The sequence below is a fragment of the Pseudomonas sp. GW821-FHT11D10 genome (genome assembly GCF_058808435.1).
The window spans coordinates 1-25,296 of the sequence record NZ_JBXARR010000011.1 but is presented as its reverse complement, the minus strand read 5'-3'; the positions used below and the strand labels follow the sequence as shown (position 1 = coordinate 25,296).

22 protein-coding genes are annotated in these 25,296 nt (G+C 63.0%); 16 read left to right on the top strand and 6 right to left on the bottom strand.

The features are described 5' to 3' along the window. The 3 genes from AC1RT4_RS25925 to AC1RT4_RS25915 all read left to right on the top strand — a co-directional run bounded on the left by AC1RT4_RS25925 (window position 1) and on the right by AC1RT4_RS25915 (window position 2,653). The gene (locus AC1RT4_RS25925; protein WP_443578939.1) at window positions 1-1,266 is read left to right on the top strand and encodes an ABC transporter permease; all 1,266 of its coding nucleotides are present in this window, start codon (window positions 1-3) and stop codon (window positions 1,264-1,266) included. A gap of 11 nt (window positions 1,267-1,277) precedes the next feature. Continuing rightward, complete coding sequence (locus AC1RT4_RS25920) at window positions 1,278-1,796, top strand: DUF3299 domain-containing protein (RefSeq protein WP_064384123.1); 519 nt, start codon at window positions 1,278-1,280, stop codon at window positions 1,794-1,796. Between the two features lie 158 nt (window positions 1,797-1,954). Continuing rightward, entirely contained in the window at window positions 1,955-2,653 is a 699-nt protein-coding gene (locus AC1RT4_RS25915; RefSeq protein WP_007955593.1) for an OmpW/AlkL family protein, read from the top strand. A gap of 189 nt (window positions 2,654-2,842) precedes the next feature. Here the strand turns inward: AC1RT4_RS25915 and AC1RT4_RS25910 are convergent, their stop codons facing one another. Both AC1RT4_RS25910 and AC1RT4_RS25905 read right to left on the bottom strand, forming a co-directional pair. Continuing rightward, complete coding sequence (locus tag AC1RT4_RS25910; protein ID WP_064599748.1) at window positions 2,843-3,772, bottom strand: NAD-dependent epimerase/dehydratase family protein; 930 nt, start codon at window positions 3,770-3,772, stop codon at window positions 2,843-2,845. Next, window positions 3,765-4,649, bottom strand: coding sequence for a sugar nucleotide-binding protein (locus tag AC1RT4_RS25905; protein WP_045121788.1), 885 nt, complete (start codon window positions 4,647-4,649; stop codon window positions 3,765-3,767). The genes AC1RT4_RS25910 and AC1RT4_RS25905 overlap by 8 nt, the downstream gene beginning before the upstream one ends. Window positions 4,650-4,827: 178 nt before the next feature. Between AC1RT4_RS25905 and AC1RT4_RS25900 the strand changes: the two genes are divergently transcribed. Then, complete coding sequence (locus AC1RT4_RS25900; RefSeq protein ID WP_493088865.1) at window positions 4,828-9,123, top strand: DEAD/DEAH box helicase; 4,296 nt, start codon at window positions 4,828-4,830, stop codon at window positions 9,121-9,123. Here the strand turns inward: AC1RT4_RS25900 and AC1RT4_RS25895 are convergent. After that, window positions 9,117-11,222 carry a mechanosensitive ion channel family protein gene (locus AC1RT4_RS25895; RefSeq protein ID WP_493088863.1) on the bottom strand — a complete coding sequence of 702 codons (2,106 nt, stop codon included), beginning with the start codon at window positions 11,220-11,222 and terminating at the stop codon, window positions 9,117-9,119. The genes AC1RT4_RS25900 and AC1RT4_RS25895 overlap by 7 nt on opposite strands. A 372-nt stretch (window positions 11,223-11,594) precedes the next feature. Between AC1RT4_RS25895 and AC1RT4_RS25890 the strand changes: the two genes are divergently transcribed. The 5 genes from AC1RT4_RS25890 to AC1RT4_RS25870 all read left to right on the top strand — a co-directional run bounded on the left by AC1RT4_RS25890 (window position 11,595) and on the right by AC1RT4_RS25870 (window position 16,899). Next, on the top strand, window positions 11,595-12,806 hold the full coding sequence (locus tag AC1RT4_RS25890; protein WP_493088861.1) for an MFS transporter: 1,212 nt from the start codon (window positions 11,595-11,597) through the stop codon (window positions 12,804-12,806). 103 nt (window positions 12,807-12,909) lie between these two features. Further along, the gene (locus tag AC1RT4_RS25885) at window positions 12,910-13,836 is read left to right on the top strand and encodes a DUF72 domain-containing protein (protein ID WP_493088859.1); all 927 of its coding nucleotides are present in this window, start codon (window positions 12,910-12,912) and stop codon (window positions 13,834-13,836) included. Then, a complete protein-coding gene (locus AC1RT4_RS25880; protein WP_493088857.1) occupies window positions 13,833-14,630 on the top strand; it encodes an endonuclease/exonuclease/phosphatase family protein in 798 nt (265 codons plus the stop codon). The genes AC1RT4_RS25885 and AC1RT4_RS25880 overlap by 4 nt, the downstream gene beginning before the upstream one ends. Then, the gene (clsB, locus tag AC1RT4_RS25875; protein ID WP_007955611.1) at window positions 14,627-15,913 is read left to right on the top strand and encodes a cardiolipin synthase ClsB; all 1,287 of its coding nucleotides are present in this window, start codon (window positions 14,627-14,629) and stop codon (window positions 15,911-15,913) included. The genes AC1RT4_RS25880 and clsB overlap by 4 nt, the downstream gene beginning before the upstream one ends. Further along, window positions 15,910-16,899, top strand: a complete 990-nt coding sequence (locus AC1RT4_RS25870; RefSeq protein ID WP_127800175.1) for a lysylphosphatidylglycerol synthase domain-containing protein — start codon at window positions 15,910-15,912, stop codon at window positions 16,897-16,899. The genes clsB and AC1RT4_RS25870 overlap by 4 nt, the downstream gene beginning before the upstream one ends. Here AC1RT4_RS25870 and AC1RT4_RS25865 read toward each other — a convergent pair whose 3' ends face one another. The 3 genes from AC1RT4_RS25865 to AC1RT4_RS25855 all read right to left on the bottom strand — a co-directional run bounded on the left by AC1RT4_RS25865 (window position 16,900) and on the right by AC1RT4_RS25855 (window position 19,928). Beyond that, entirely contained in the window at window positions 16,900-17,658 is a 759-nt protein-coding gene (locus AC1RT4_RS25865; protein ID WP_007955615.1) for an alpha/beta hydrolase family protein, read from the bottom strand. It lies immediately after the preceding gene. Then, entirely contained in the window at window positions 17,648-18,754 is a 1,107-nt protein-coding gene (locus AC1RT4_RS25860; RefSeq protein ID WP_493088854.1) for a DUF3182 family protein, read from the bottom strand. Before AC1RT4_RS25860 ends, AC1RT4_RS25865 begins: the two co-directional genes overlap by 11 nt. Window positions 18,755-18,932: 178 nt before the next feature. Then, window positions 18,933-19,928, bottom strand: coding sequence for a GlxA family transcriptional regulator (locus AC1RT4_RS25855; protein WP_493088852.1), 996 nt, complete (start codon window positions 19,926-19,928; stop codon window positions 18,933-18,935). A gap of 101 nt (window positions 19,929-20,029) precedes the next feature. Between AC1RT4_RS25855 and AC1RT4_RS25850 the strand changes: the two genes are divergently transcribed. The 7 genes from AC1RT4_RS25850 to AC1RT4_RS25820 all read left to right on the top strand — a co-directional run bounded on the left by AC1RT4_RS25850 (window position 20,030) and on the right by AC1RT4_RS25820 (window position 25,204). After that, window positions 20,030-20,584 carry a cysteine hydrolase family protein gene (locus AC1RT4_RS25850; protein WP_493088850.1) on the top strand — a complete coding sequence of 185 codons (555 nt, stop codon included), beginning with the start codon at window positions 20,030-20,032 and terminating at the stop codon, window positions 20,582-20,584. 152 nt (window positions 20,585-20,736) lie between these two features. Further along, entirely contained in the window at window positions 20,737-21,405 is a 669-nt protein-coding gene (locus tag AC1RT4_RS25845; RefSeq protein ID WP_064382238.1) for a YjfI family protein, read from the top strand. A 17-nt stretch (window positions 21,406-21,422) separates the two neighbouring features. After that, complete coding sequence (locus AC1RT4_RS25840) at window positions 21,423-22,121, top strand: PspA/IM30 family protein (protein WP_103385518.1); 699 nt, start codon at window positions 21,423-21,425, stop codon at window positions 22,119-22,121. Between the two features lie 123 nt (window positions 22,122-22,244). Then, window positions 22,245-22,895 (top strand): DUF2491 family protein, encoded by a 651-nt coding sequence (locus AC1RT4_RS25835; RefSeq protein ID WP_493088847.1) that lies wholly within the window; start codon window positions 22,245-22,247, stop codon window positions 22,893-22,895. 13 nt (window positions 22,896-22,908) lie between these two features. Then, window positions 22,909-23,334 carry a DUF350 domain-containing protein gene (locus AC1RT4_RS25830; RefSeq protein WP_007955627.1) on the top strand — a complete coding sequence of 142 codons (426 nt, stop codon included), beginning with the start codon at window positions 22,909-22,911 and terminating at the stop codon, window positions 23,332-23,334. A 17-nt stretch (window positions 23,335-23,351) separates the two neighbouring features. Further along, the gene (locus tag AC1RT4_RS25825) at window positions 23,352-24,044 is read left to right on the top strand and encodes a DUF1190 domain-containing protein (protein WP_085609134.1); all 693 of its coding nucleotides are present in this window, start codon (window positions 23,352-23,354) and stop codon (window positions 24,042-24,044) included. A 2-nt stretch (window positions 24,045-24,046) separates the two neighbouring features. Continuing rightward, window positions 24,047-25,204: a glutathionylspermidine synthase family protein gene (locus AC1RT4_RS25820; RefSeq protein ID WP_493088844.1), complete on the top strand. Its 1,158-nt coding sequence runs from the start codon at window positions 24,047-24,049 to the stop codon at window positions 25,202-25,204. Window positions 25,205-25,296: the final 92 nt, after the last annotated feature.

Here is a 25,296-nt window from a genome sequence, read left to right as displayed (position 1 = left end):
ATGTATCTGTTCCGTCTGGCCATGGCCAGCCTCGCCAACCGCCGCTTTACCGCCCTGCTCACCGCTTTCGCCATCGCGCTTTCCGTCTGCCTGCTGCTGGCGGTTGAGCGGGTGCGCACCGAAGCCAAGGCCAGTTTCGCCAGCACCATCAGCGGCACCGACCTGATCGTCGGCGCCCGCTCGGGCTCGGTGAACCTGTTGCTGTATTCGGTGTTTCGCATCGGCAACGCCACCAACAACATTCGCTGGGACAGCTTCGAACACTTCGCCAGCAACCCGAAGGTGAAGTGGGCGATCCCGATGTCACTCGGCGATTCCCATCGCGGCTACCGGGTGATGGGCACCACCGAAGCCTATTTCGAGCATTACCAGTACGGTCGCCAGCAACATCTGGAACTGGCGGACGGCCGCGCCTTCGCCACCGATCCGTTCGAAGTGGTGCTCGGTGCCGAAGTGGCCGAGGCGCTGCACTACAAGCTCGGCGACCAACTGGTGCTGGCCCACGGTGTGGCGGCGATCAGTCTGGTCAAGCACGACGACAAGCCGTTCACCGTGGTCGGGATTCTCAAGCGCACCGGCACCCCGGTGGACCGCACGCTGCACATCAGCCTCGGCGGTATGGAGGCGATCCACATCGACTGGCACAACGGTGTGCCGGCCCGTGGCAACGGCCGGATCAGCGCCGATCAGGCGCGCAACATGGACCTGACGCCGCAAGCGATCACCGCGTTCATGCTCGGCCTCAACAGCAAGATTTCGACTTTCGCGTTGCAACGGGAGATCAACGAATTCCGTGGCGAGCCGATGCTGGCGATCCTGCCGGGCGTGGCCTTGCAGGAGTTGTGGAGCCTGATGAGCACCGCCGAAAAAGCGCTGTTCGTGGTCTCGCTGTTCGTGGTGCTGACCGGATTGATCGGCATGCTCACGGCGATTCTCACCAGCCTCAACGAACGCCGCCGCGAGATGGCGATCCTGCGTTCGGTGGGCGCGCGACCGTGGCATATCGCAAGTCTTTTGGTGCTGGAAGCCTTTGCTCTGGCGCTGACCGGGGTGATCGCCGGGCTGGCGTTGCTGTACCTCGGCATCGCCGCTGCTCAGGGTTATGTGCAGGCCAATTACGGGCTGTATCTGCCGCTGGCCTGGCCAAGCGAGTATGAATGGACGCTGCTCGGTGGCATTCTGGCTGCCGCGCTGCTGATGGGCAGCGTGCCGGCCTGGCGCGCGTATCGCCAATCATTGGCCGATGGCCTGTCGATCCGATTATGAGGATGTTCACCATGCCCCGCGCCGTGCTTGCGCTGCTGTTGCTGGTCGCCCTGCCCGTGTGGGCGGCGGCGCCGAAAGATCTGACCTGGTCGGAGATGATCCCGCCGGACGCGGCGCCGGAAGTGCCGAACATGACGCCGCTGCATGACCTGTCGAAGATGAGCGATGCGCTGTCGGCCGAATCGGCGCCGGCAGCCAAGCAGGACATGCCCAACGCCCCCGTGGTGCAAAGCCTCGACGGCCAGAACATTCGTCTGCCGGGTTACATCGTGCCGCTGGAAGTCAGCGAAGAAGGCCGCACCACGGACTTCCTGTTGGTGCCGTATTTCGGCGCCTGCATCCACGTGCCGCCACCGCCGTCGAACCAGATCGTGCACGTGAAAAGCGAACTCGGCGTGAAGCTCGACGAGCTGTATCAGCCGTACTGGGTGGAGGGGCCGTTGCAGGTCAAGCAGTCCACCAGCGAACTGGCCGACGCCGGATATCAGATGGAAGCAGACAAGATTTATGTGTACGAGCTGCCGGAGTAACTCCGGCAGTCAGTTATAGCCCGCTCCATCGGCTTTGCGAGCAAAGGTTCCACAAAAAAACCGCCCATCACTGTTTCATTGAGCTGAGTCAAAAGACCGTATCAGACGGATTCGTACCATAGGACATCAAACATTTTTAACGTCCTTTGGGAGCTTCCATGAACAAGTCCTTGCTCAGCGCCTCGCTGTTTGCCCTCGCGCTCGCAGCCCCGCTCGCCCACGCCCACGAAGCCGGCGACATCATCGTTCGTGCCGGTGCGATCACCGTCAACCCGAAGGCCGACAGCTCCAGCGTCAAGGTCGATCAGGGTCCGCTGAGCGGCACCAACCTGGGCGGCAAGGCGACCATGAGCAGCGACACCCAACTGGGTCTGAACTTCGCTTACATGCTGACCAACAACATCGGTATCGAGCTGTTGGCCGCGTCCCCGTTCGAACATGACGTGAAGCTCAAGGGCACTGCCCTGCCAGCCGCCAACGGCAAACTCGGCACCCTGAAACACCTGCCGCCGACCCTGAGCGTCGTCTACTACCCGCTGGACGCGAAGTCGGCCTTCCAGCCGTACATCGGCGGCGGCATCAACTACACCTGGATCTACGACGAGCACGTCGGCAGCGAAGCCCAGTCCAACGGCTTCAGCAACTTCAAGGCGAAAAACTCCTGGGGCCTGGCCTGGCAGGTCGGCGCCGACTACATGCTGACCGACAACATCATGCTCAACGCCCAGGTGCGCTACATCGACATCGACACCCGCGCCACCGTCGAGAACAACGCCGTGGCGCCGGGCACTCGCGCAAAAGTGAATGTCGACGTCGATCCATTTGTGTACATGGTCGGTCTGGGCTACAAGTTCTAAGCAGCAATCAAAGAACGTTCACGTGGTGGTGAATGAGGCTTGGTGGCGGGCAGGCTCAGAACTGACGGCGATATTACGCAATCGACCGGGGAGCAAGCTCCCTCGCTACAGGAAACCGGCGTTAAACCCGAATTCCGGCCGTGAAAAAGGCGCCTGTCAAAAGGCGCCTTTTTCATGTCTGCGAGAAGCTCAGCGGCCGAGCAGACGGGCCAGCCCGACGTTCATCGGTGTTGGCGTCGGGCACTTGAATCGCTCAAGCAACCGACTGTTGTTCGCCCGCGAATGACGGATGTCACCGGAGCGCGCCGGACCGTAGCTGACGGGCGGCAACTCGCCGACCACCGCTTCGAGCGCGGCCAGCATCTGCTTGAGGTTGGTCGCCTGATTCCAGCCGACGTTCACCGCACCGACGTCCACTTGCGGCTTTTCGATCGCCTGCACCAGCACATCGACCAGATCTTCGACGTACATGAAATCCCGGGTCTGCTCGCCATCGCCGAACACAGTGATCGGCAGGCCTTTCTGCGCGCGTTCGCTGAAGATGCTGATCACCCCGGAGTACGGCGAGGACGGATCCTGACGCGGGCCGAAAATGTTGAAGAAGCGAAAGATCGCCGGTTCCAGACCGTGCTGGCGGCGATAGAAATCGAAGTACTGCTCGCCGGCCAGTTTGTCCGACGCATAAGGCGTCAGCGGCGCCTTGGGCGTGTCTTCGTCAATCGACTCGCCTTCGCCATTGTTGCCGTAGACGGCTGCGCTGGAGGCGTACAGCACACGTTTGACGCCAGCCTCGCGCATGGCTTCGCAGACGTTCAGCGTGCCGATGAAATTGCTCTGGTGGGTTTTCACCGGATCGTCCACCGACGCCTGCACCGAAGCCACCGCGGCCAGATGGGCGACAGCGCTGCAACCCTGCATCGCTTGCGCGACCAATGCGGCGTCGGCCACATCGCCGACGATCAGTTCGACCCTGGGATTATCCAGCGGCAGATTGCTGCGCTTGCCGGTCGACAGGTCATCGAGGATCCGAACCGAATGGCCCTTGGCAAGCAGCGCGTCAGTCAGGTGCGAACCGATGAAACCGGCGCCGCCGGTGATGAGAACAGGGCCTTCAGCCATGACGATAAAACCTATCCAGTAAGCCCGGGAGCGCGGCACGCCAGGCGCGCGGCTTGATCCCGAAGGTGTGCAGAATTTTCTTGCAGGCGAGCACCGCGTGTTGCGGCTCTTCGGCGGCATCCGGCCGCGCGGCGTGGGCCTGGGCGGTCGGCGCTTCGATGGCCAGCGGGTGCAGGCCGCGCGCTTCGGTGAGAATCGCCTGGCCCAGCGCCAGCGGTGTGGTCGCCTCGTGGCCGGCGTAATGGTAAGTGCCCCACAGCGGCGCGGCGCAATCGAGTTGTTTGAGCACCGAGATGATCACCCGCGCCGCATCGTCGACCGGGGTCGGATTGCCACGGCGGTCGTCGGCCAGCAGCAATTCTTCCGGCTGTTCGGCACGGGCCAGGAAGCGCCCGAGGGTGCCTTCCGGGCTGTCGTCGAGCAGCCAGCCGAAGCGCAGCAGCACGTGTTGCGGGCAGGTGGCGCGTACGCTTTGCTCGATCCGCCACAGGGCCTGACCGCGCAGGCCCAACGGCACCGGTTCGTCCTTTTCGCTATAGGCGGTGGCGCGGGAACCGTCGAACACCCGATAACTGGACGGCTGCACCAGCACGATGTTGTGGTGCTGGCACAGTTCGGCCAGTCGCTCGATCGCGCGTTCCTGCCCGGCCAGACGGCTTTCGCTGACGGCCTCGGCCTGGAACCAGTCGAAATAGTAGGCAAGGTTGATCAATGCATCGGGACGGGTGTCGTCGAGCAATTGGGTCAGGCTCGCGGCATCCCAGCCGTCTTCGGGCGGGCGGGGGGCGAGGAAACCGATGTCTTCCTCTGCACCGAGGCGAATCAGCGCCTGCCCAAGGGCATTTCCGCCGCCCAGTAACATAAGGCGCATTCGCATAGAGTCAGCAGGCCCAGTCTGATTGGAACGATGGCTTTGGCGACGATGCTCGTGGCAGCGTCGTCGATAATTGCCGGAATCGTTGCATTTTGCGGGTTTAGTGCGCAACCGTCACCCGTAAAGTGTAGATCCCGAGCGGTACTTGCAACTTCGCCCGCCCACCCGCATAACTGAAGCCATGAATCTGCCCCTTCCCAAGGACGCGGCCCTGGCAGGCTTCCACCCCGCCGTCAGCGCCTGGTTCAGCAGCACATTCCCGACGGTGACCGCCGCCCAGGCCCGCGCATGGCCGTTGATCCGCCAGCGCCGTTCGACGCTGATCGCCGCGCCCACCGGCTCCGGGAAAACCCTCACCGCATTCCTCGCGGTGCTCGACGATCTGGTCCACCGTGGCCTGGAAACCCCGGACGGTCTGCCGGACGAAACCCTGGTGGTCTACGTTTCGCCGCTCAAGGCGCTGTCCAACGACATCCGCATCAACCTGCAGAACCCGCTGGCCGGGATTACCGACCAGTTGCGCCAAATGGGTCTGCCGGCGCTGGAAATCACCACCGCCGTGCGCACCGGCGACACCCCGCAGAAAGACCGCGCCGCCATGCGCAAGAGCGCGCCGCACATTCTGGTGACCACCCCGGAATCGCTCTATGTGCTGCTCGGCTCGGAATCCGGCCGCAAAATGCTCGGCACCACGCGCACGGTGATCGTCGACGAGATCCACGCCATCGCCGCCGGCAAACGCGGCAGTCACCTGGCCTTGAGCCTCGAACGCTTGCAGGCGCTGTGTCCTGAACCACTGACCCGCATCGGTCTGTCGGCCACGCAAAAACCGATCGATGCGGTCGCACGGTTTCTGGTCGGCCATGAGCGCCCGTGCGAAATCATCGACATCGGCCACGCGCGCCCACGGGATCTGGGCATCGAAGTGCCGCCGGTGCCGTTGTCGGCGGTGATGGCCAATGACGTCTGGGAACTGGTCTACGACCGCCTCGCCACCCTGGCCCGGGAACACCGCACCACGCTGATTTTCGTCAACACCCGACGCCTGGCCGAACGCCTGAGCCGGCACCTGAGCGAACGCCTCGGCAAACACGCGGTGGCGGCGCACCACGGCAGTCTGGCCAAGGAGTTTCGCCTCGACGCCGAGCAGCGGCTCAAGCGTGGCGAGCTGCAAGTGCTGATCGCCACCGCGTCGCTGGAGCTGGGGATCGATATCGGCGAAGTCGACCTGGTGTGCCAGATCGCCTCGCCGCGCTCGATTGCCGGGTTTCTGCAACGGGTCGGCCGCTCCGGACACCAGGTTGGCGGCACGCCCAAGGGGCGCCTGTTCGCCACCACCCGCGACGACCTGATCGAATGCGCCGCCCTGCTCGACTGCGTGCGCCGGGGTGAACTCGATACGCTGCACATTCCCGAAGCACCGCTGGATGTGCTGGCACAGCAGATCATCGCCGAGGTCAGTTGCCAGGAATGGGCCGAGGACGATTTGCTCGCGCTGTTCCGCCGGGCCGAGCCCTACGCCCGCCTCGACGAAACACATTATCAGGCGCTGCTGGGCATGCTCGCCGAGGGTTACAACGGCCGTCAGGGCATCCGCAGCGCCTACCTGCACCGCGACGCCGTCAGCCGAACCCTGCGCGGGCGACGCGGCGCGCGGCTGACCGCCGTCACCAGCGGCGGCACCATCCCCGACAACGCCGACTACAGCGTATTGCTCGAACCCCAGGGCCTGAACATCGGCAGCGTCAACGAAGACTTCGCCGTGGAAAGCATTGCCGGCGACGTGTTTCAGCTCGGCAACGCCTCCTATCGCATCCTGCGGGTGGAAACCGGCAAGGTGCGGGTCGAGGACGCCCAGGGTCAGCCGCCAACCATTCCGTTTTGGCTCGGCGAAGCACCGGGACGCAGCGATGAGTTGTCGGCGGCCGTGGCGCGCCTGCACGCGCAGCTCGATCAATTGCTCAGCGCCAGCCCCGGCAACCTGCAACCGGCCCTCGACTGGCTGACCGACACCCTCGGCCTGAACCTGGCCAGCGCCGAACAGCTGGTGGAATACCTGGCCCGCGCCCGCCTCGCCCTCGGCGCGCTGCCGTCGCGGGACACGCTGCTGATGGAGCGGTTTTTCGACGAGTCCGGCGGCACCCAGTTGATCATTCATTCGCCGTTCGGCAGTCGCATCAACCGTGCTTGGGGCCTTGCCCTGCGCAAGCGTTTCTGCCGCACCTTCAACTTCGAATTGCAGGCTGCCGCCAGCGAAGACGCGATAGTGCTGTCACTGTCCACCAGCCACAGTTTCGAACTCGATGAAGTCTGGCGTTACCTGCACAGCAACAGCGCCGAGCACATCCTGATTCAAGCGGTGCTGGATGCGCCGCTGTTCGGTGTGCGCTGGCGCTGGAATGCCGGCGTGGCGCTGGCCCTGCCGCGCTACACCGGCGGGCGCAAGGTCGCGCCGCAATTGCAGCGGATGAAAAGCGAAGACCTGATCGCCAGCGTGTTTCCCGATCAGATCGCCTGCCTGGAAAACCTCGCCGGCGAACGGGAAATTCCCGAGCATCCGCTGGTGGAGCAGACCCTCGACGACTGCCTGCACGAGGCGATGGACAGCGAAGGCTGGCTCGAACTCCTGCGGCGCATGGAGCGCGGCGAAGTGCGCCTGATCGCCCGTGACCTGCCGGCGCCCTCGCCGCTGGCGGCGGAAATCCTCAGCGCCCGCCCCTACACCTTTCTCGACGATGCGCCGCTGGAAGAGCGGCGCACCCAGGCCGTGCTCAACCGCCGCTGGAGCGATCCGCAATCCACCGATGACCTCGGTGCGCTGGACGCCGACGCGATCAACGCCGTGCGCGAAGAGGCCTGGACGACGCCGAACAGCGCCGATGAAATGCACGAAGCGCTGATGAGCCTGGCCTGCATCAGCGACCGTGAAGTCGAGGCCAATCCGCAGTGGCGCGACTGGCTGAGTGCCCTGGCCGAAACCGGGCGAGCCTGCCAGTTGCAGATCGATCCCGAGCATTCACTGTGGCTGGCAAGAGAACGCCTGACCTGTCTGCTAGCGCTTTATCCACAGGCGCAGTCGGCACTGCCCGCGTTGCCCGGTTTCGACGAACCATGGGCAGCCGATGACGCACTGATCGAAGTGATCCGCGCGCGGCTCGGCGCATTCGGCCCGCTACCGCTGGCGGCGATTGCCGAACCGCTGGCCCTGATGCCGGCCTCTGTTCATCAAGCCCTCGCTCATCTGGAGCGCGAAGGTTATGTACTGCGCGGCCACTTCACGCCGGGATCGACCGTTGAGGAATGGTGCGAACGGCATCTGCTGGCGCGCATTCACCGCTACACGGTCAAGCGTCTGCGCCGGGAAATCGAGCCGGTGGCATTGCAGGATTTCATGCGGTTTCTGTTCGACTGGCAGCACTTGTCCCCGTCAACCCGTGGTCAGGGCAACGGCGTGTTGCCGGCGATTGTCGGTCAGTTCGAAGGCTACCCAGCTGCAGCTTCGGCGTGGGACAGCGACCTCCTTCCCGCGCGGCTCAAGGACTATTCACCGAGCTGGCTGGACGATCTGTGCCGCAGCGGAAAACTGGTGTGGACTCGCCTCAGTGCCCGGCAAAACATCAGCGGCACGGCGTTGCGCAGCACACCGATCGTGTTGTTGCCGCGCAGTCAGGTCGGCTTGTGGAGTGCGTTGGCCGAGCAGACGCCGGTCAGTGAACTGTCGCCCAAGACCCGCAAGGTTTTCGACGCGCTGAGCCAGCACGGCGCGCTGTTTTTCGATGAGCTGATGCATGAAGCGCACCTGCTGCGCACCGAGCTGGAAATCGCCTTGCAGGAACTGGTCGGCGCCGGGCTTGTGAATGCTGACAGCTTTGCCGGATTGCGGGCGCTGATTACCCCGGCGAGCAAGCGCCAGCAGCGCAGCAGTCGACGCGGGCGCGGTGCGTTTGTCGGCGGCATGGACGATGCCGGGCGCTGGGCGTTGTTGCGTCGCGGGCCGGTTGTGGAAAACCGTCAAACAGCGTCACCTGAAACTCTCGAACACGTCGCCATGACCTTGTTGCGCCGCTATGGCGTGGTGTTCTGGCGCCTGCTGGAACGCGAAGCCGATTGGTTGCCGAGCTGGCGCGAACTGTTGCGCACGTTCCATCGGCTGGAGGCCCGGGGCGAGATTCGTGGCGGTCGGTTTGTCAGCGGTCTGGCCGGCGAGCAATTCGCCCTGCCCGAGGCGATTCCGCTGTTGCGCGAAGTCCGCCGTTGCCCCCATGACGGCAGCCTGATTGCGGTGTGCGGCGTCGATCCGCTGAACCTCGCCGGCACCTTGTTGCCGGGCGCGAAAGTACCGGCGCTGGCGAGCAATCGGCTGGTGTATCGCGACGGATTGCCGGTCGCTGCCGAGGTCGCGGGCAAGCAACAATTCTGGGTGGAGCTGGACTCCGCCGCCATGAGCGAAATCCGCAACAGGCTGACCCGTCACTGAGTGCGCGCCTGCTCCGGCAACACCACCGACGAATGCGCCGGCGCCACCTCTTCTTCCTGGCGTTTGGGCAGCAAAACCTGCTGTGGATAAGTCTGCGCGAAATGCACCCACGGGCTGTTATCCACAAGCTTTTTCAAACGCTGGTTGAACGCGCGGCTCACCGCGTACTGCCCACCGGAAACCGTACGGAATTGCGCGGTCAGCACCACGCCGTTCAGGTCCATCTTGTCCACACCGAACACATCCAGCGGCCCTTGCAGGTTGTACTTGAGGAACGGGTCTTCGCGGATCGAATCCCCGGCTTCGCGGATCAGCTCGATGGCCTTGTCGACATCGGTGTCGTAGGTGAACTGCACCGAGAAAAACGCGAACGCAAACTGCCGCGATTGATTGGTCACCGCCTTGATCTGACCGAACGGCACCGAGTGCACGAAGCCCTTGCCGTCGCGCAGGCGCAAGGTGCGAATGGTCAGGCCTTCGACCGTGCCGGCATGCCCGGAATCGAGCACCACCCAGTCGCCGATCGACAGGGTGTCTTCGATGATGATGAACAGCCCGGTGATCACGTCCTGCACCAGTTGCTGCGAGCCGAAACCGATGGCCAGGCCGACCACCCCGGCACCGGCCAGCAGCGGCGCGACGTTGATCCCGAGATTGGCCATGGTGGTGATCGCGCAGATCACCACCAGGATGATTTTGATCGCGTTGCGCAACAGCGGCAGGATGGTTTTCACCCGGGTGCTGGGCTGGCGCGCCGAGCGTTTGCTGACCGGTGGTTTCAGCGCCTCCTGAATCGCCGTGTCGAGCACCACCCACAGCAGCCACGTCACGAGGAAGATCAACCCGATGCTGCTCAGGGCATTGCTGATCGCCCGACCGACCGTGCTGCTCTGGGCGAAGTCGAGCAGCGACACGCCCCAGATCCGCCCGAGTATGTCGATGAACGCAATCGCGATGACGATCCGCAGCAAGGCGTGCAACAGGCTGAGGAAACGTTCCTTGTAGGCACTGCTGCGCTGGATCGCCTCGGCCTTGCGCGACTTGAACAGGTGTTGCAGCACGGTGCTCAGGAACACCGTGCCGATCAGCAGCACGGTGGTGAACAGCGCACAACGCAGGGCCTTTTGATTGTCCTCGCCGATGCCGATCAGATTGACCGCCGAGACCAGCACCATCAGCACAATCGGCCAGTACCAGAGCCCGGAAAAAATCCGCAGTGACTCTTGCAGCGACGGCTGTTTCAGACGCTGGGCCAGCGAGCGATTGCGGATCAGATGCGCCACGGGCCGACGCAGGCGAATCACCAGCAGACCGAAGATGATCGAGGCCAGCAGACCGGTGAACACCGCGATGCTGCTGGTGATGTTGCCGCCCAGTTGCCGGGCGATCTGCGGGCTGGTCAGGGCGTCACTCAACGCAGCGAGAAAGCCGATCAGGAACAGCGGTTTCGGGCAGTAGTCGCGGATGATCTGCACCGCGCGGCGCTTGTGGCCGGTGTTGAACATCACCACCACACACAACAGCATCGATGTGGAAAATATCCCGCTGCTGGTGGCGTAGGCAAAACACAGCGCCAGCGCGCGACCGACCGAGGCCGACAGAAAATGGCTGACGTACAGGGTCAGCGGCAGGCAGATCAGCGCGGGCAGCGTGTAGGGCAACAGGTAACCGAGCAGGTCCTGACTGCGTTGGCGGGTGCGCAGCCAGCGCCCTTCCCGCAGGCGTTTGCCCAGCACGCTGCCGAGCACCGTCAACACGGCAAACGTGCCCAGCCACACGCCGGAGAGCATCAGGAAATCCCCTGCCACGCTCCAGCCGGAGCGGTTCGAGGGTTGATTGACCAGCCTGTCGACTTCATCCGCCGCCCGGTCGGCGCGCAGGCGCCAGGCGTCGACCAGATGCTCGTTGAGATCGAGTTTGTCCTGCACGTCGTCGATGCTGGAACTGATGGCGCCGAGCAGACCGCCCTGGACGATCGGCTCCGGTTTGGCCGGCTCTTCACTGGCCGCCGGAACGCCCGGCAGGCTGGCGGCTTGCACTGCATTGCCGCCGAATAACAGCAATGCCCCCAATAGAATCGCGATCCTGAACCTGGTCAAAACGCAGAGCTCCCTTGGTTGAACCTGTAAGGAACTGATCGACATTTGGCCGGCAAAGTTCAAGAGCCCCCTCACCCCAGCCCTCTCCCGGAGGGAGAGGGAGCCGACCGAGGTGCCGAATCCAGTTCCGTCGACCTGGAAGATCGAGGTCGAACTCAGGTGTTGAAAAGCATGAAGATCTGCTCCCTTTCCCCCTCGCCCCCTTGGGGGCGGTCCGACGTTTCGGGAGGGCTGGGCGGGCGGCGTTCCGATGAGGGGGTAAGCTTTTGATCTTTGCTCTCAGGTCAAATATCAAATGCCCATCCCCGTATTTTTCCACCCCCACCAAACCCCGACACTGCGCTCCATTCAATCCCCCACCGGAGTGCCGTCATGCCCATTGCCTTGCTCGCGCTGACCCTCAGCGCTTTCGCCATCGGGACGACCGAGTTCGTCATCGTTGGCCTGCTTCCCACCATCGGCGCCGATCTCGGCGTCAGCCTGCCGTCCGCCGGTCTGCTGGTCAGTCTCTACGCCCTCGGCGTAGCCATCGGTGCACCGGTGCTGACCGCCCTCACCGGCAAAGTCCCGCGCAAACTGTTGCTGCTGTCGCTGATGGTGCTGTTCACCCTCGGCAACCTGCTGGCCTGGCTGGCGCCGAGTTATGAATCACTGGTGCTGGCGCGGATCGTCACGGGTCTGGCCCATGGCGTGTTCTTCTCCATCGGTTCGACCATCGCCACCAGCCTGGTGCCCAAGGAAAAAGCCGCCAGTGCGATTGCGATCATGTTCACCGGCCTGACCGTGGCACTGGTCACCGGCGTGCCGCTGGGCACGTTCATCGGTCAGCATTTCGGCTGGCGTGAAACCTTCCTCGCCGTGTCGGCGCTCGGCGTGATCGCGTTCATCGGCAGCGTGCTGTACGTCCCAAACAACATTGCCCACAGCAAACCCGCATCGCTGTTGCAGCAATTGCAGGTGCTCAAGCAACCGCGCCTGCTGTTGGTGTACGCCATGACGGCCATCGGTTACGGCGGCTCGTTCATTGCCTTCACGTTCCTGGCGCCGATCCTTCAGGACATCTCCGGCTTCAGCGCCGGCACCGTCAGCCTGGTGTTGCTGGTGTACGGTGTGTCAGTGGCAGTCGGCAACATCTGGGGCGGCAAACTCGCGGACAAACGCGGGCCGATCAGCGCGCTGAAAATCATCTTCGCCCTGCTCGCCGCCGTGCTGTTCGTGCTCACCTTCACCGCCGGCAACCCATGGCTGGCGCTGGCCACCGTGCTGGTCTGGGGCGCAGTCGCCTTCGGCAACGTGCCGGGCTTGCAGGTGTATGTGGTGCGTCAGGCTGAACATCACACACCGCACGCCGTGGACGTGGCCTCGGGCCTGAACATTGCCGCGTTCAACCTCGGGATTGCCGGCGGCGCGTGGGGTGGCGGCTTGATCGTCGAGCACATCGGCCTGATTCACACTGCATGGATCGGCGGACTGGTGGTGCTGGTGGCATTGGCCCTGACGGCATGGAGCGGTCGCCTCGATCGCCTGGGCCCGGTGTATGCCGAACCCGCCGAAGGCTCGGCCCGGATCGTCACCGGGCACTGATCCGGCGCAGCCTGACCGTCCGTAATCCCGTCGAAACTTTCCCGAACCGCCCGCAGTCATCCACAGACAGAGGCCGTACGGGGACTTTCGACGGGAGGGCGGCATGGCAACGATTCATATCGGTATTTCAGGCTGGCGTTACGCCCCGTGGCGCGGGGACTTTTACCCCAAGGGGCTGGCGCAGAAACGCGAATTGCAGTTCGCCTCACGGGCGGTCAACAGCATCGAAATCAACGGATCGTTCTACGCCCTGCAACGGCCCGAACGCTACGCCCAGTGGTACGCCGAGACGCCGGATGACTTCGTGTTCAGCATCAAGGCGCCCCGCTTCATCACCCACATCCGCCGCCTGCGCGATATCGAAAAACCCCTGGCCAATTTCTTCGCCTCCGGGGTGCTGGAACTGAAGGAAAAATTCGGCCCGGTCCTCTGGCAATTCCCGCCCAACTTCACGTTCGACCCCGAACGTTTCGAAGCCTTTCTCGATCAGTTGCCCCACGACACCCAGGCCGCCGCCGACCTCGCCCGTCAGCACGACTCACACCTGCACGGCCACGCGAGCATGAAAGCCTACGGTAAAAAACCGCTGCGCCATGCCGTGGAAATCCGTAACGACAGTTTCATCGACCCCGACTTCGTGCGCTTGCTCAAACGCTACAACACCGCGCTGGTGATCGCCGACACCGCCGGGAAATGGCCGTACCGCGAAGACCTCACCAGCGATTTTGTCTACCTGCGCCTGCACGGTGCCGAAGAGCTCTACGCCAGCGGCTACACCCGCGCCGCGCTGCAACGCTGGGCCGAACGGATCGACGCCTGGCACCATGGCCGGCAACCGGGCGACGCCCATTTGATCGCGCCGCGCCTGAAGCCTCGTGCCCGTAAATCCCGCGAGGTTTTCTGCTACTTCGACAACGACATCAAGGTTCGCGCGCCTTTCGATGCCCGCAGCCTGTTGCAGCGATTCGATCTGGATAAGAACCTCGAAACCGTGCCCGGCGAACCGGCCGCCGAAGGGGTACTCGCATGAGCATTCCCGAGCCGGTCGGCTTCACCGACGAGCAGACCACGGTCATCAGCACGGTGCGCCGTTTCACCGTGCTGACGGTCAACACCCACAAGGGCTTCACCGCACTGAACCGGCGTTTCATCCTGCCGGAATTGCGCGAAGCGGTGCGCAGCGTGTCCGCCGATGTGGTGTTTCTTCAGGAAGTCCACGGCACCCACGAGCACCATCCCAAACGCTACGAAAACTGGCCGACGATGCCGCAGTACGAGTTTCTCGCCGACAGCCTTTGGCCGCAGTTTGCCTACGGGCGCAACGCGGTGTACCCGGACGGCGATCACGGTAATGCCGTGCTGTCGAAATTCCAGATCGTGCGCCATGACAACCTCGACGTTTCGATCAGCGGCCACGAAAACCGCGGCCTGTTGCATTGCGTGCTGCGCCTGCCGGGAGACGACCGTGAAGTGCACGCGATCTGCGTTCATCTGGGCCTGCGCGAAAGCCATCGCAACGATCAACTGGGCCTGCTGCGAGAACGCCTTTCCGAGCTGCCCAGTGACGCGCCGGTGATCGTCGCCGGCGATTTCAACGACTGGCGCCAGCGCGCCGATGCCTTGCTTGAACCCTGTGGCCTGCGTGAAGTGTTTGCGGCGCATCACGGCAAACCGGCTCGCAGCTTCCCGGCGCGCATGCCGCTGCTGCGCCTGGACCGGATCTACGTGCGCAACCTAAAAGCCAGTCAACCCAAAGTGCTGGCGAACCGTCCCTGGTCACACCTTTCCGACCACGCGCCGCTGTCGGTGGAGATAGAACTATGAGCAGTGCACCGTTGGAGAAATCCGCCGTGGAACCGGTCAGTATCACCCCGCCCGTTCGCGAGCCGGGCACCGTCGATGTCGAGTATCGCTGGCAGGGCAACAACCGGCTCGAGCTGCTGGAAAACGGCGAGGAGTATTTTCCCCGGGTGTTCGAAGCGATGCGCGCGGCGAAAAGCGAAATCCTGCTGGAGACCTTCATCGTCTTCGAAGACAAGGTCGGCAAGGAATTGCAGGAGATCCTGATCGATGCCGCCCGGCGTGGCGTGCGTACCACCGTCAGCCTCGACGGCTTCGGTTGTGGCGAACTGAGCACCGGTTATCTCACCGCGCTGAGCGATGCCGGCGTGCATCTGCAAATCTTCGATCCGGCCCCGAAGCGCCTGGGCATTCGCACCAACTGGTTCCGCCGCCTGCACCGCAAGATCGTGGTGGTCGACGGGCTGATTGCGTTCATCGGCGGGATCAATTTTTCCGGCGATCACCTGGCCGATTTCGGCCCCGAAGCGAAGCAGGATTATTCGGTGGAGGTTCAGGGCCCGGCGGTGGCCGACATCCATCATTTCGCCCTGCTGCAGAGCGGCCGACCGGGTCGGGCAAGATTCTGGTGGCAACGGCGCCGACAGCGCCGCGCGGAGATGGCGTTCGATGATCACGACGGTCAGGTACGCCTGGTGTTTCGCGACAACGACCGGCACAACACCGACATCGAAGACGTTTATTTGCAGGTACTGCGCCGCGCCCAACGGCGGGTGGTGATCGCCAACGCCTACTTCTTTCCCGGCTATCGCCTGCTGCGCGAGATCCGCAATGCAGCCCGACGCGGGGTCGAGGTGCGACTGATTCTGCAGGGGCAGCCGGACATGCTGGTGGCCAAACTCGCCGCGCGCATGACCTACGATTATCTGCTGAAGGCCGGGGTGCAGATTCACGAATATTGCGAGCGGCCGCTGCACGGCAAAGTGGCGCTGGTGGACGAGGAATGGAGCACCGTCGGCTCAAGCAATCTTGATCCGCTGAGCCTGTCGCTGAACCTGGAAGCCAACGTGCTGATCCGCGACCGCGCCTTCAATCGCCACCTGTTCGAACGCCTCGAAGACCTCAGCCACAACCACTGCAAGGCGATGGACGCCGCGAAGTCGCCGCGCGGGCGGATCTGGCACATGACCGTGGGCTTTCTGGTGTTTCACTTCCTGCGGCATTTCCCGGCGATGGCCGGCTGGCTGCCGGCGCACAAGCCACGGCTCAAACCCTTTACCCATGCCGCCGGGAGCGATCCGTCATGAGCCATTCCGAAGCCCACGCGGCGGTGCATCCGGCACCGGCGGGCAAGTCTCGCTGGAGCCGCTGGAAACGTCCGCTGACCCTGCTGTTCTTTCTTGCGTTGATCGTTTTGCTGACGATGTTCGCCAGCCGTATCGAATGGGCCGAAGTGCTGCAAACCCTCGCCGACTTCAAGGTGCGCACGCTGATCATCGCCTCCAGCCTGACCCTGCTGAGCTTTCTGGTGTACGCCAGTTTCGATTTGATCGGCCGCACTTACATTCGTCAGGACCTGACGTGGAAACAGATCCTGCCGGTGGGCGTCATCAGCTATGCGTTCAACCTCAACCTCAGCGCCTGGGTCGGCGGAATCGCCATGCGCTATCGCCTGTATTCGCGGCTCGGGGTGAGTAAAAGCAACATCGCCAAGATCCTCGGCCTGAGCCTGGCGACCAACTGGTTCGGCTACATGACCATCGCCGGCGTGGTATTCAGCAGCGGGCTGGTGCGCATGCCGCCGGGCTGGAAAGTCAGCAGTGATGCGTTGCAGGGCATTGGTGTGTTGCTGCTGTTGGTGAGTGCCGGTTATCTGGTCGCCTGCCAGTTTTCCCGGCGGCGCGAGTGGTCGATTCGCGGGGTGGAAATCAACCTGCCGTCGCTGCGCATGGCGGTCCTGCAATTGCTGCTCGGGGCGCTGAACTGGTCGCTGATGGCGGCGGTGATTTTCACCTTGCTGCCGAGCAAGCTCGACTATCCGCTGGTGCTCGGGGTGCTGCTGATCAGCGCGATTGCCGGGGTCATCACCCACATTCCCGCCGGGCTCGGCGTGCTGGAAGCGGTGTTCGTGGCGCTGCTGCAACACGAGGCTTCGCGCGGCAGTCTGGTGGCGGGGTTGCTGGCGTACCGGGCGATCTATTTCCTGCTGCCGCTGCTGATCACCGTGCTGATGTACCTGGTGGTGGAAGCCAAGGCCAAGGCGTTGCGGATCGAGAAGAAACCCAAGTCCTGATCAGCGCGACTGAATGATGCTCAACCGCTCGCCCACCACCATCTCGGTAATCCAGTCGACCAGGATCGAGGTGTAGGCCTGCTGCGAGGTCGGATCGCTCAGGGCATGGTCGGCGCCATCAATGATGCGATGGGTCAGCGAGTGCGTCTGCTGACACGCGGCGCGGTAACTCATGATCGTCGCGTGGGGCACGTAGTCATCGGTTTCCGACTGCACCAGCAGCACGTCTCCGGTGAATTGCGAGCAGGCATGCAAGGCGCGGTTGCTGTCGGCGCGCACCAGGGTGCCGCGATAATCGCGCAGGTCGGCCTTGTCCAGATCGCGTTTGGGCGTGTGCCATTGCTCGTCGCGGTACAGCGCCGGCACTCGCAGCGCCAGCCAGCGCACCGGACGCAGCGAGGTGAGGATCGAGGCGAGATAACCGCCATAGCTGGTGCCCACTACCGCGATGGCCGAGGTGTCCAGTGCCGGATGGGCGAGCAGCCGGTCGTAGGCCGCCAGCAAATCACGCAGATTGTCTTCGCGGGTCACCCGGCTCAGCGGAATGCCGGTGCCGCCGGTGTGCCCGCGCAGGTCGAACGTCAGGCACACGCAGCCCAGGCCGGCAATGCCTTTGGCCCGTTCCAGATCCCGCTCCTGACTGCCGCCCCAGCCGTGCACGAACAACACGCCGGGGACTTTCGATTTGGGACTGAGGAATGTCCCGCTCATCTGTTCATCATCAATGTCGATTTGAATGCTTTCGCTTCTAGCCGTCATAGGATTTGACCGTTACGTATTTGAGGAGAAAGTCGCTGTTCTCGGCCGGCCCGCGATACACCTCGATGGCATCCGCCGGCAGGTCCTGATCGGTATAGGTTTCCACCGACGATACGCGGATCGCGCGCATCGAGGGATCGTTGACGAAGCTTTGCAACGCCGCCACTTCCGCGCTGCTGGCGCCGCCCATGCGCCAGGACTGTTCGAGCACGCCACTGCGCGGCCGGCCTTCGCTGTCCAGGCCCTGGGCGATGTCGTAATTGCGCCGCGAGGCATAGAAACGCGGATAGGCTTCGTCCGCCGCCCGGTCGAACACCTGCGCCTGCTGAATGGCCAGACGCACGTCGTCGGGCAGATCCAGCGCCAGCAGATCCTCGTAACTGCCCTGCACCACCAGCAGGTTCGAGCCGCCGTACACCTCTTCGCCGTGGGCGTCCTTGGTCAAGTATTGATCACCGCAATAACTCAGCACCCGGTCGCCGATGAACGACTGGCCGACGCTGTGGGTGACCACCTGACTCAAATCCTGCTCCAGCACCACGCCATCGCTGAACAGTTCTCCAGCCTCGGGTCGGGCGAGAAATTCGTCGAACGCATCCAGGCTCTTGATCACTTCCTGACCGCGCCCGGCGCAGGCGTGAATCGGCTTGATCCGGATCGGTCCGCTGTACAACAGATGTTCGGCGGCGGGCCGTGCATCCTCCAGCGCAAAGACGCTGAGCCCGTCCAGCACCACGGTGCGCACCCGCTCGGAAAACAGCGGCGACCAGCCGTGCGGCGCATGGGCCTGATGGCTGCGCAAACCGTGGCTGATGGCTTTGGTGCAGATGAAATCGTGCTCGACGAAACCGCCCCACAGATCATCCGGGCCACTCACACCCAGTTCGCGGGCCGCCGCGCCGACGAGGGTCTGGGTCGGCAGCAGATAAATATCCCGGCCGCGATGCTTTTCGGCGTCGTAGCTGCCGCCGAACTTGAGGCCGAGGATCTGCGCCAGCCATCGCGCGAGGGCTTTGTTGGTCTGCACTTCATGTTGCGGCGCGCCGGGTCGAACCGAGTGGGCGACGACCACTTTCCTGCGGGATGTCGGGGTCATGCGTCCCCCTTCCAACGGCTTGTTGAATGTAGGTCAGAGGGTGCAGAGATCAGGCCAACCGGGGTTTACCTGAAACACTTAGAAAATCAGCCACTTGAAAAACCCGTGCTGGCACCGCGCCTGTTTCAATCTGCACGACTGCGCTGTGGGCTCCGGCATTTTGCACGACGAGTGCGTATTACTTCGCCACGGCCGGCGGCGGACTCACGCCGAATCGCGTGCGATATTCACTCGGCGCCAGCCCGGTAATTTTCTTGAACGTCGCGCGAAAAGCTCCCGGATCCTGATAGCCCACCGTCCACGCGATGTGGTCGATGGTGCCGTTGGTGAATTCGAGCATTTCCCGGGCCTTGCCGACCCGCAGGTGCTGGCAGTATTCGGTGGGTTTCAGGCCGGTCGCCGCACGAAAACGGCGCAGGAACGTACGCTCCTCGAGACCCGCGCGTTCGGCCATCGCCGTCAGTGAAACATCGGTCGCGCCATTGCCTTGAAGCCAGTGCTGAACCTTGAGAATCGCGCCGTCGCCATGATTGAGGATCGGGGCGAAATTGCTGCCGCAGGCACTGGCGCTGTCGCTGTGTTCCACCACCAGAAACCGCGCGGTCGCGCTGGCGATGCTCGGCCCGAGCAGACGATCGACCAGCCGTAGCCCCAGTTCTGACCAGGCCATCAAACCGGCCGTGGTGATCAGGTCGCCGTCATCGACAATCGGCGTGTCAGCCTTGAGGTTGATATGTGGATACCGTTCGGCGAACGCCTTGGCCGACGTCCAGTGCGTGGTAGCGCTGCGACCGTCGAGCAGACCGCTTTCGGCCAGCAGCAGCGAACCGACGCACACCCCGCCGAGTGTGGCGCCACTGGCGTGTTGCTCGCGCAGCCAGTGAATCAGCCCGGCGGGCACCTGGGCCGCGGAAAAACCGCCAATGGACGGCGGAATCACGACCGCGACCAGACCGGCTTCGGCGCCGGGGTCGCTGTCGTGAACCCGCACCGGCGTCTGATCGCCCTCGACCTGCCAATGGCTGACACGCAAGCGCGGCAACTGCACACTCTGGTGCTCGGCAGCGACCCGGTTGGCCACCGCGAACAGGTCGGTCAACCCATGCACCGCCGCCAGCTGCGCGCCGGGATAGATCAGCACACCCAGTTCGACGACCGCCGGTTTCGCGTCCATTGTCAGTTTTCCCCTGTGTATTGTCGGTGCGGCCAATCCTCGAAAACGTGGCCAGCGCCAATACTGAGCCCACACCCAACGTTCACTTCGAGGACACACCCATGGCCAAGCAAGCGCTCATCGTAGTCGATATCCAGAACGACTACTTCCCCCAAGGCAAGTGGCCGCTGGCCGGTGCCGAGGCCGCCGCCGACAACGCCGCACGGTTGATCGCGGCGTTCCGCGAGGCCGGTGATTCGGTGGTGCACATCCGCCACGAATTCACCTCGCCCGAGGCGCCGTTTTTCACTCCGGGCTCCGAAGGCGCCAAGCTGCATCCGAAAGTGCTCAACCGCGCCGATGAGCCGGTGGTGCTCAAGCACTTCGTCAACTCGTTCCGCGAAACCGAACTGCAATCGATCCTCGACGAACAGGGCATCAAGGAGCTGGTGGTGGTCGGCAGCATGAGCCACATGTGCGTCGACGGCATCACTCGTGCGGCGGCAGATCTGGGCTACACCGTCACGGTGATTCACGATGCCTGCGCCAGCCGTGATCTGGAATTCAACGGCCTGACCGTCCCCGCCGCCCACGTGCATGCGGCGTTCATGTCGGCGCTGGGGTTTGCCTACGCCAGCGTGGTGTCCACCGACGAATTCCTCGCTGCCAGCCACTGAGCCCCGCTAGGACACACCCGGAAAACCTGCGCCCGCCTAGTTGCGGGCGTTTTTTCGCGTGTCATAAAAATCTCACGCGTGAGCCATTGATGGCACTTTGAATTGGTTGTAGTGTGGCTCACGCGTGAGATGTTCATAACGGAGTCATCGCCATGAAAAGCAACTCCCCAGCAACAAAATCGGAGAGCCCGAAGGGAGTGCGCTCGACACCGTCCGCGAAAAAACCGTCGAGCTTCTATATGAAGCAGATGCGCGCGGGCCTGGCTGCCGCCGGTTATGTGAAACACGAAACTTGGGTGCTTCCGGAAAACCGAAGCTTGCTCAAGCAAATGGAGCAACAGCTACGCCAACCGATTCTGGCTGGCTCTTTCATGTCGGAGAATTACATGAGCGCAGGCAACAACTGGAATATCGATAGCCTCTACAACGCTTTCAAGGCGCTGGACGAGGTGGCTTCGCAAGAGATCACGCTGTCTCTGATCCAGAGCTCCGAACCCAGCCTCAAGCTGGAAATGAACGAATTCGGCGGTCTGCCGATTCACATCGCCCTCGCCGGTCAGCAGATCATCGTCGACACCGTGCTGGTGGACATCGATTCGATCACCGACGTGCGCGCGTTCAACGACGCTGTACTGCGCAGCCGGGAAATGTTCCCGCTGTCGTCGATCGGCATCGAGACCATGCCCAACGGCCAGACCGTCTACAACATGTTCGGTGCACTGAGTGCCGATTCGAGCCTGACCAACGTGGTCACCGAGGTGAAAACCCTGGTCGACAACGTGCAGCGCGCCAGCGAAGCCTTCGAACACTTCTTCAAGTAATCAACAGGGAATATCCAATGACTCAGTCCATCTGGAGCAAGTTGTTCACCGCGCTGCGCGGCGGCGCCAATGAAGTCGGCGAAGCGATCGCCGACCAACAGGCCCTGCGCATCCTCGATCAGGAAATCCGTGACGCCGACAGCGCGCTGTCCAACGCCCGTCGCGAACTGGTCACCATCATGGCCAAGCACAAACTCTCCGCCGACCGCGTGAGCGAGTACGAAGCCAAGATCAGGGACCTGGAAGCCAAGGCTGTTTCCGCCCTGAACGCCGGCCGCGAAGACCTGGCGCTGGAAGTGGCCGAAGCGATCTCGACCCTGACCAACGACCTGGGCGTCGAGAAGAAGCAGAGCGACGAGTTCGGCACCTACGCCGACAACATGCGCAAGGACATCAACAAGGCCGAAGCGCGGATCAAGAGCCTGCGCCAGCAAGTGGACATGGCCAAGGCCCGTGAAAGCGTGCAGAAAGCGCAGGTCAGTGCTTCGATCGCCAGCGGCGGCGCCAACGGCAAGCTGGAAACCGCTGTCGGCACCCTGAACCGTCTGCAAGCCAAGCAACAGCAACGCGCTGCCGAGCTGAGTGCTGCCGACGAGCTGGCCGATGCGTCGACCGGCAACGACCTGGATCGCAAGCTGCGCGAAGCCGGCATCACGCCGAACGAAGGCAGCGCCAACGCCATCCTCGAGCGTCTGAAGCAGAAGTCCGCCCAGTAACGGCGGCGAGAAAAAAGAAGGGCACCGGGTGCCCTTCTTTTTTGCCTGCTCGTTCGCCACGAGGCCGGTACACTAGCGGCGTTTTGCCAACGAATATCTCCACCCGCTTCAAGGAATGTACCCATGGGATGGTTCAAAGATTTGCTCGGCACCAGCAACTGGCAGTCGGCCGCGCCGGCGTCAGAGTCTGCCGGCGGCCCGCTCGGACTGGCGCAGGGCAAGGCGATCCGCTTCGACACGACCCTCGGCCTGTTGCTCGACGGCAGCACTTCAGTGCGGGTTCCCGACGCCCAGGCCATCTGGAGCGCCGGCTGGATCGACCTCGGCCAGTCGAACAAACTGCATCGCTACTATCTGAACGACGAAGAGTTCTGGGTACAGATCCATGTCACGGGCGACGACCAGATCGAGTCGGTGACGCTGTTCAATTACGTCAGCTATGTGACGGTCAACAGTGACGCCGAACTGCAGCGCCTGGCCGGCCCGAACAGTCAGATCGGCCTGCCGACCTATCGTCAAGAAGGTGTCGAATACACCCGTGAATGGGGCACCGAACGTGGCCAGACCGAACTGGTGCCGCTCACCGAACAGGTGATCAACCCGGACGAGTCCTACACCATCAATCATCACTCGATGCTATACGCCCGGGAGACCGGCCTGACCGATCGCCGCGAGCTCTTGCTGTTCTCCGTCGAACAGGACGAAGAAGGCACCGTCAGCCTGAGCACCTCGCTGGGCATCTCGCTGTACACCACCGATTTGAGCACCATCTAAAAGGAAGTTTTCCATGCTGGAAGCGTTGTCCATTTCCCTGAACAAAGCCGCACTGGTCGGTTTCGTTGCCTACCTGATCGGCGCCGTGCTGCTGTTCATGCTGTTTCAGTTCGTCTACACCCGCGTCACGCCGCACAAGGAATTCGAGCTGATCCGTTCCGGCAACGTCGCCGCCGCCATTGCCCTTTCCGGCGCAATCATCGGTTTCGCGATTCCGGCCAGCAACGTGATCGCTCATTCGATCAACGTTCTCGACTTCGTCCTCTGGGCGGTGATCGCGGCCGTGGTGCAATTGCTGGCCTTCCTGGCGACCGGGCTGGTGCTCAAGGGCACGTCCCAGCGCATCGCCAACGGTGAAATCGCTGCGGGCATCTATGTGGCGGCGGTGGCGATCAGCGTCGGCATGCTCAACGCCGCGTGCATGACCCCGTCCTACTGATCGGCAGGAAGCCTGAGATGAAACGAAGCAAGTACGTTCAACTGTCGCTGGCCGCTTCGGTGGCCCTGGCGATTTCCGGTGAAGTGGCCGCCCAGGAACAGCAACGCAACTTCCAGAGCGTCGAACAATGCGTCGATGCCGAACTGGCGCCCGATGTCTGCTCGAACGCCTACGTCGCGGCCCTGGCCGAACACCGGCGGATCTCCCCGGCCTACGACGACAAGGCTGCCTGCGACGCGGACTTTGCCGCTGACTGGTGTCAGAAAAATTCCGCCGGCCGTTTCGTGCCGAAACTCGGTGGCTTCAAGGTGCCGCAGGACGGTGAGCCGGCACAGAACCTCGATGCGATCGCCAATGCGCAGATGCCTGCCGGCGATGCGGCTGCCGTGCAAAGCAATCAGACCAGCACTTCGCACTCGTCCAGCGGTGCAGGCAACGGCTGGCTCACCGGATGGCTGATCGGCAATGCCATGAGCAACAACCGCGCGAGTGATTCGCGGCCGGTTTACCGTGAGCGCAATACCCGCCAGACCTACGACACTTCGACGCTGAACCGGCGGATCGAGTCGGCACCGAGCCGCAGCCAGCGCGACTACGACAGCGATTACCGCAAACCGGTCAACGTGGCGTCGTCCACCTCCCGTGGCGGTTTCGGCAGCCAGTCCAGCGCACGCAGCGGTTGGGGCGGCTGGGGCCGTTCGAGCAGCTGACCATGAAGAAGATCCACTGCGCCGAACGCCACGACTGGAAACAGACCGCCGAAAGCCTCGGTTTTCTGTTTCACACCATCGACGACGAGCCGTACTGGGACGAGCGCGCCTATTACCAGTTCACGCTCGCGCAGATCGAAAACGATCTGGAGGATCCGACCACCGAGCTGCATGAGATGTGCATGGACCTGGTCGACCGCGTCGTGCACAGCGAAGAACTGCTGGATCGTCTGAGCATTCCGGCGCCGTACTACGACATGATCCGAACGTCCTGGCTGGAAGGACATCCGCATCTGTACGGGCGCATGGACTTCTCCTACAGCGGCAACGGCCCGGCGAAGCTGCTCGAACTCAACTACGACACGCCCACCAGCCTTTATGAAGCGTCGGCGTTTCAGTGGGGCTGGCTGGAGCAATGCATCGAGCGCGGGATGCTGCCGCGTCATGCCGACCAGTTCAACAGCATCGACACCCGGCTGCACGAAACCTTTGCCCAACTGAAACTCACGCGGCCGTTTTACTTCGCCTCGATGAAAGACTCGGTGGAAGACAAAGGCACCACGGATTACCTGCGACTGATCGCAGAGAAGGTCGGCATCGAATCGCGGCACATCGACATCGAAGACATCGGCCTGAGCGCTGACGGTCGTTTCGTGGATCTCGAAGATCGCTGGATCCCGCACCTCTTCAAGCTGCACGCCTGGGAGTTCATCTTCCATGAGCCGTTCGGCGCGGCGATTGCCGAGTGCGACACCCAGTTTTTCGAACCGGCGTGGAAATCCATTCTTTCCAACAAGGGCGCCCTGCCCCTGCTTTGGGAGTTGCACAAGGGCCACCCGAATCTGCTGGCCGCGCACCTCGACCCGAATCCGGGCAGCGCGGTACCCAAGGGCTGGGTGCGCAAGCCGTATTTCTCCCGGGAAGGCGCCAACATCGAGCTGCAGACTGCCGAAGGCCTGATCGTCAAAGAGGATGGGCCCTACACCGACGCGCCCTTCATCCTGCAGGAATTTGCCCCGTTGCCGAAGTTCGACGACAGCTACACGCTGATCGGCTCGTGGGTAATCGGTGATCAGGCGGCGGGGATTGGTGTGCGCGAAGACAACAGCCTGATCACCAAGGATTCGAGCCGGTTCTTGCCGCATCTGATTCTTGACTGATTCTAGGCTGACCATAAAAATCTATGGTCACCCCCATTTTTGCAATACTGATTAACGGGTGGTGTGGTTGGCTTGCTTAAATCTATCCGGCG

Excerpts from the sequence above, each read along its gene's own strand:
- AC1RT4_RS25925 (WP_443578939.1), top strand. The coding sequence starts at position 1 with ATGTATCTGTTCCGTCTGGCCATGGCCAGCCTCGCCAACCGCCGCTTT.
- AC1RT4_RS25920 (WP_064384123.1), top strand. The coding sequence starts at position 1,278 with ATGCCCCGCGCCGTGCTTGCGCTGCTGTTGCTGGTCGCCCTGCCCGTG.
- AC1RT4_RS25915 (WP_007955593.1), top strand. The coding sequence starts at position 1,955 with ATGAACAAGTCCTTGCTCAGCGCCTCGCTGTTTGCCCTCGCGCTCGCA.
- AC1RT4_RS25910 (WP_064599748.1), bottom strand. The coding sequence starts at position 3,772 with ATGGCTGAAGGCCCTGTTCTCATCACCGGCGGCGCCGGTTTCATCGGT.
- AC1RT4_RS25905 (WP_045121788.1), bottom strand. The coding sequence starts at position 4,649 with ATGCGAATGCGCCTTATGTTACTGGGCGGCGGAAATGCCCTTGGGCAG.
- AC1RT4_RS25900 (WP_493088865.1), top strand. The coding sequence starts at position 4,828 with ATGAATCTGCCCCTTCCCAAGGACGCGGCCCTGGCAGGCTTCCACCCC.
- AC1RT4_RS25890 (WP_493088861.1), top strand. The coding sequence starts at position 11,595 with ATGCCCATTGCCTTGCTCGCGCTGACCCTCAGCGCTTTCGCCATCGGG.
- AC1RT4_RS25885 (WP_493088859.1), top strand. The coding sequence starts at position 12,910 with ATGGCAACGATTCATATCGGTATTTCAGGCTGGCGTTACGCCCCGTGG.
- AC1RT4_RS25880 (WP_493088857.1), top strand. The coding sequence starts at position 13,833 with ATGAGCATTCCCGAGCCGGTCGGCTTCACCGACGAGCAGACCACGGTC.
- clsB (WP_007955611.1), top strand. The coding sequence starts at position 14,627 with ATGAGCAGTGCACCGTTGGAGAAATCCGCCGTGGAACCGGTCAGTATC.
- AC1RT4_RS25870 (WP_127800175.1), top strand. The coding sequence starts at position 15,910 with ATGAGCCATTCCGAAGCCCACGCGGCGGTGCATCCGGCACCGGCGGGC.
- AC1RT4_RS25865 (WP_007955615.1), bottom strand. The coding sequence starts at position 17,658 with ATGACGGCTAGAAGCGAAAGCATTCAAATCGACATTGATGATGAACAG.
- AC1RT4_RS25860 (WP_493088854.1), bottom strand. The coding sequence starts at position 18,754 with ATGACCCCGACATCCCGCAGGAAAGTGGTCGTCGCCCACTCGGTTCGA.
- AC1RT4_RS25855 (WP_493088852.1), bottom strand. The coding sequence starts at position 19,928 with ATGGACGCGAAACCGGCGGTCGTCGAACTGGGTGTGCTGATCTATCCC.
- AC1RT4_RS25850 (WP_493088850.1), top strand. The coding sequence starts at position 20,030 with ATGGCCAAGCAAGCGCTCATCGTAGTCGATATCCAGAACGACTACTTC.
- AC1RT4_RS25845 (WP_064382238.1), top strand. The coding sequence starts at position 20,737 with ATGAAAAGCAACTCCCCAGCAACAAAATCGGAGAGCCCGAAGGGAGTG.
- AC1RT4_RS25840 (WP_103385518.1), top strand. The coding sequence starts at position 21,423 with ATGACTCAGTCCATCTGGAGCAAGTTGTTCACCGCGCTGCGCGGCGGC.
- AC1RT4_RS25835 (WP_493088847.1), top strand. The coding sequence starts at position 22,245 with ATGGGATGGTTCAAAGATTTGCTCGGCACCAGCAACTGGCAGTCGGCC.
- AC1RT4_RS25830 (WP_007955627.1), top strand. The coding sequence starts at position 22,909 with ATGCTGGAAGCGTTGTCCATTTCCCTGAACAAAGCCGCACTGGTCGGT.
- AC1RT4_RS25825 (WP_085609134.1), top strand. The coding sequence starts at position 23,352 with ATGAAACGAAGCAAGTACGTTCAACTGTCGCTGGCCGCTTCGGTGGCC.
- AC1RT4_RS25820 (WP_493088844.1), top strand. The coding sequence starts at position 24,047 with ATGAAGAAGATCCACTGCGCCGAACGCCACGACTGGAAACAGACCGCC.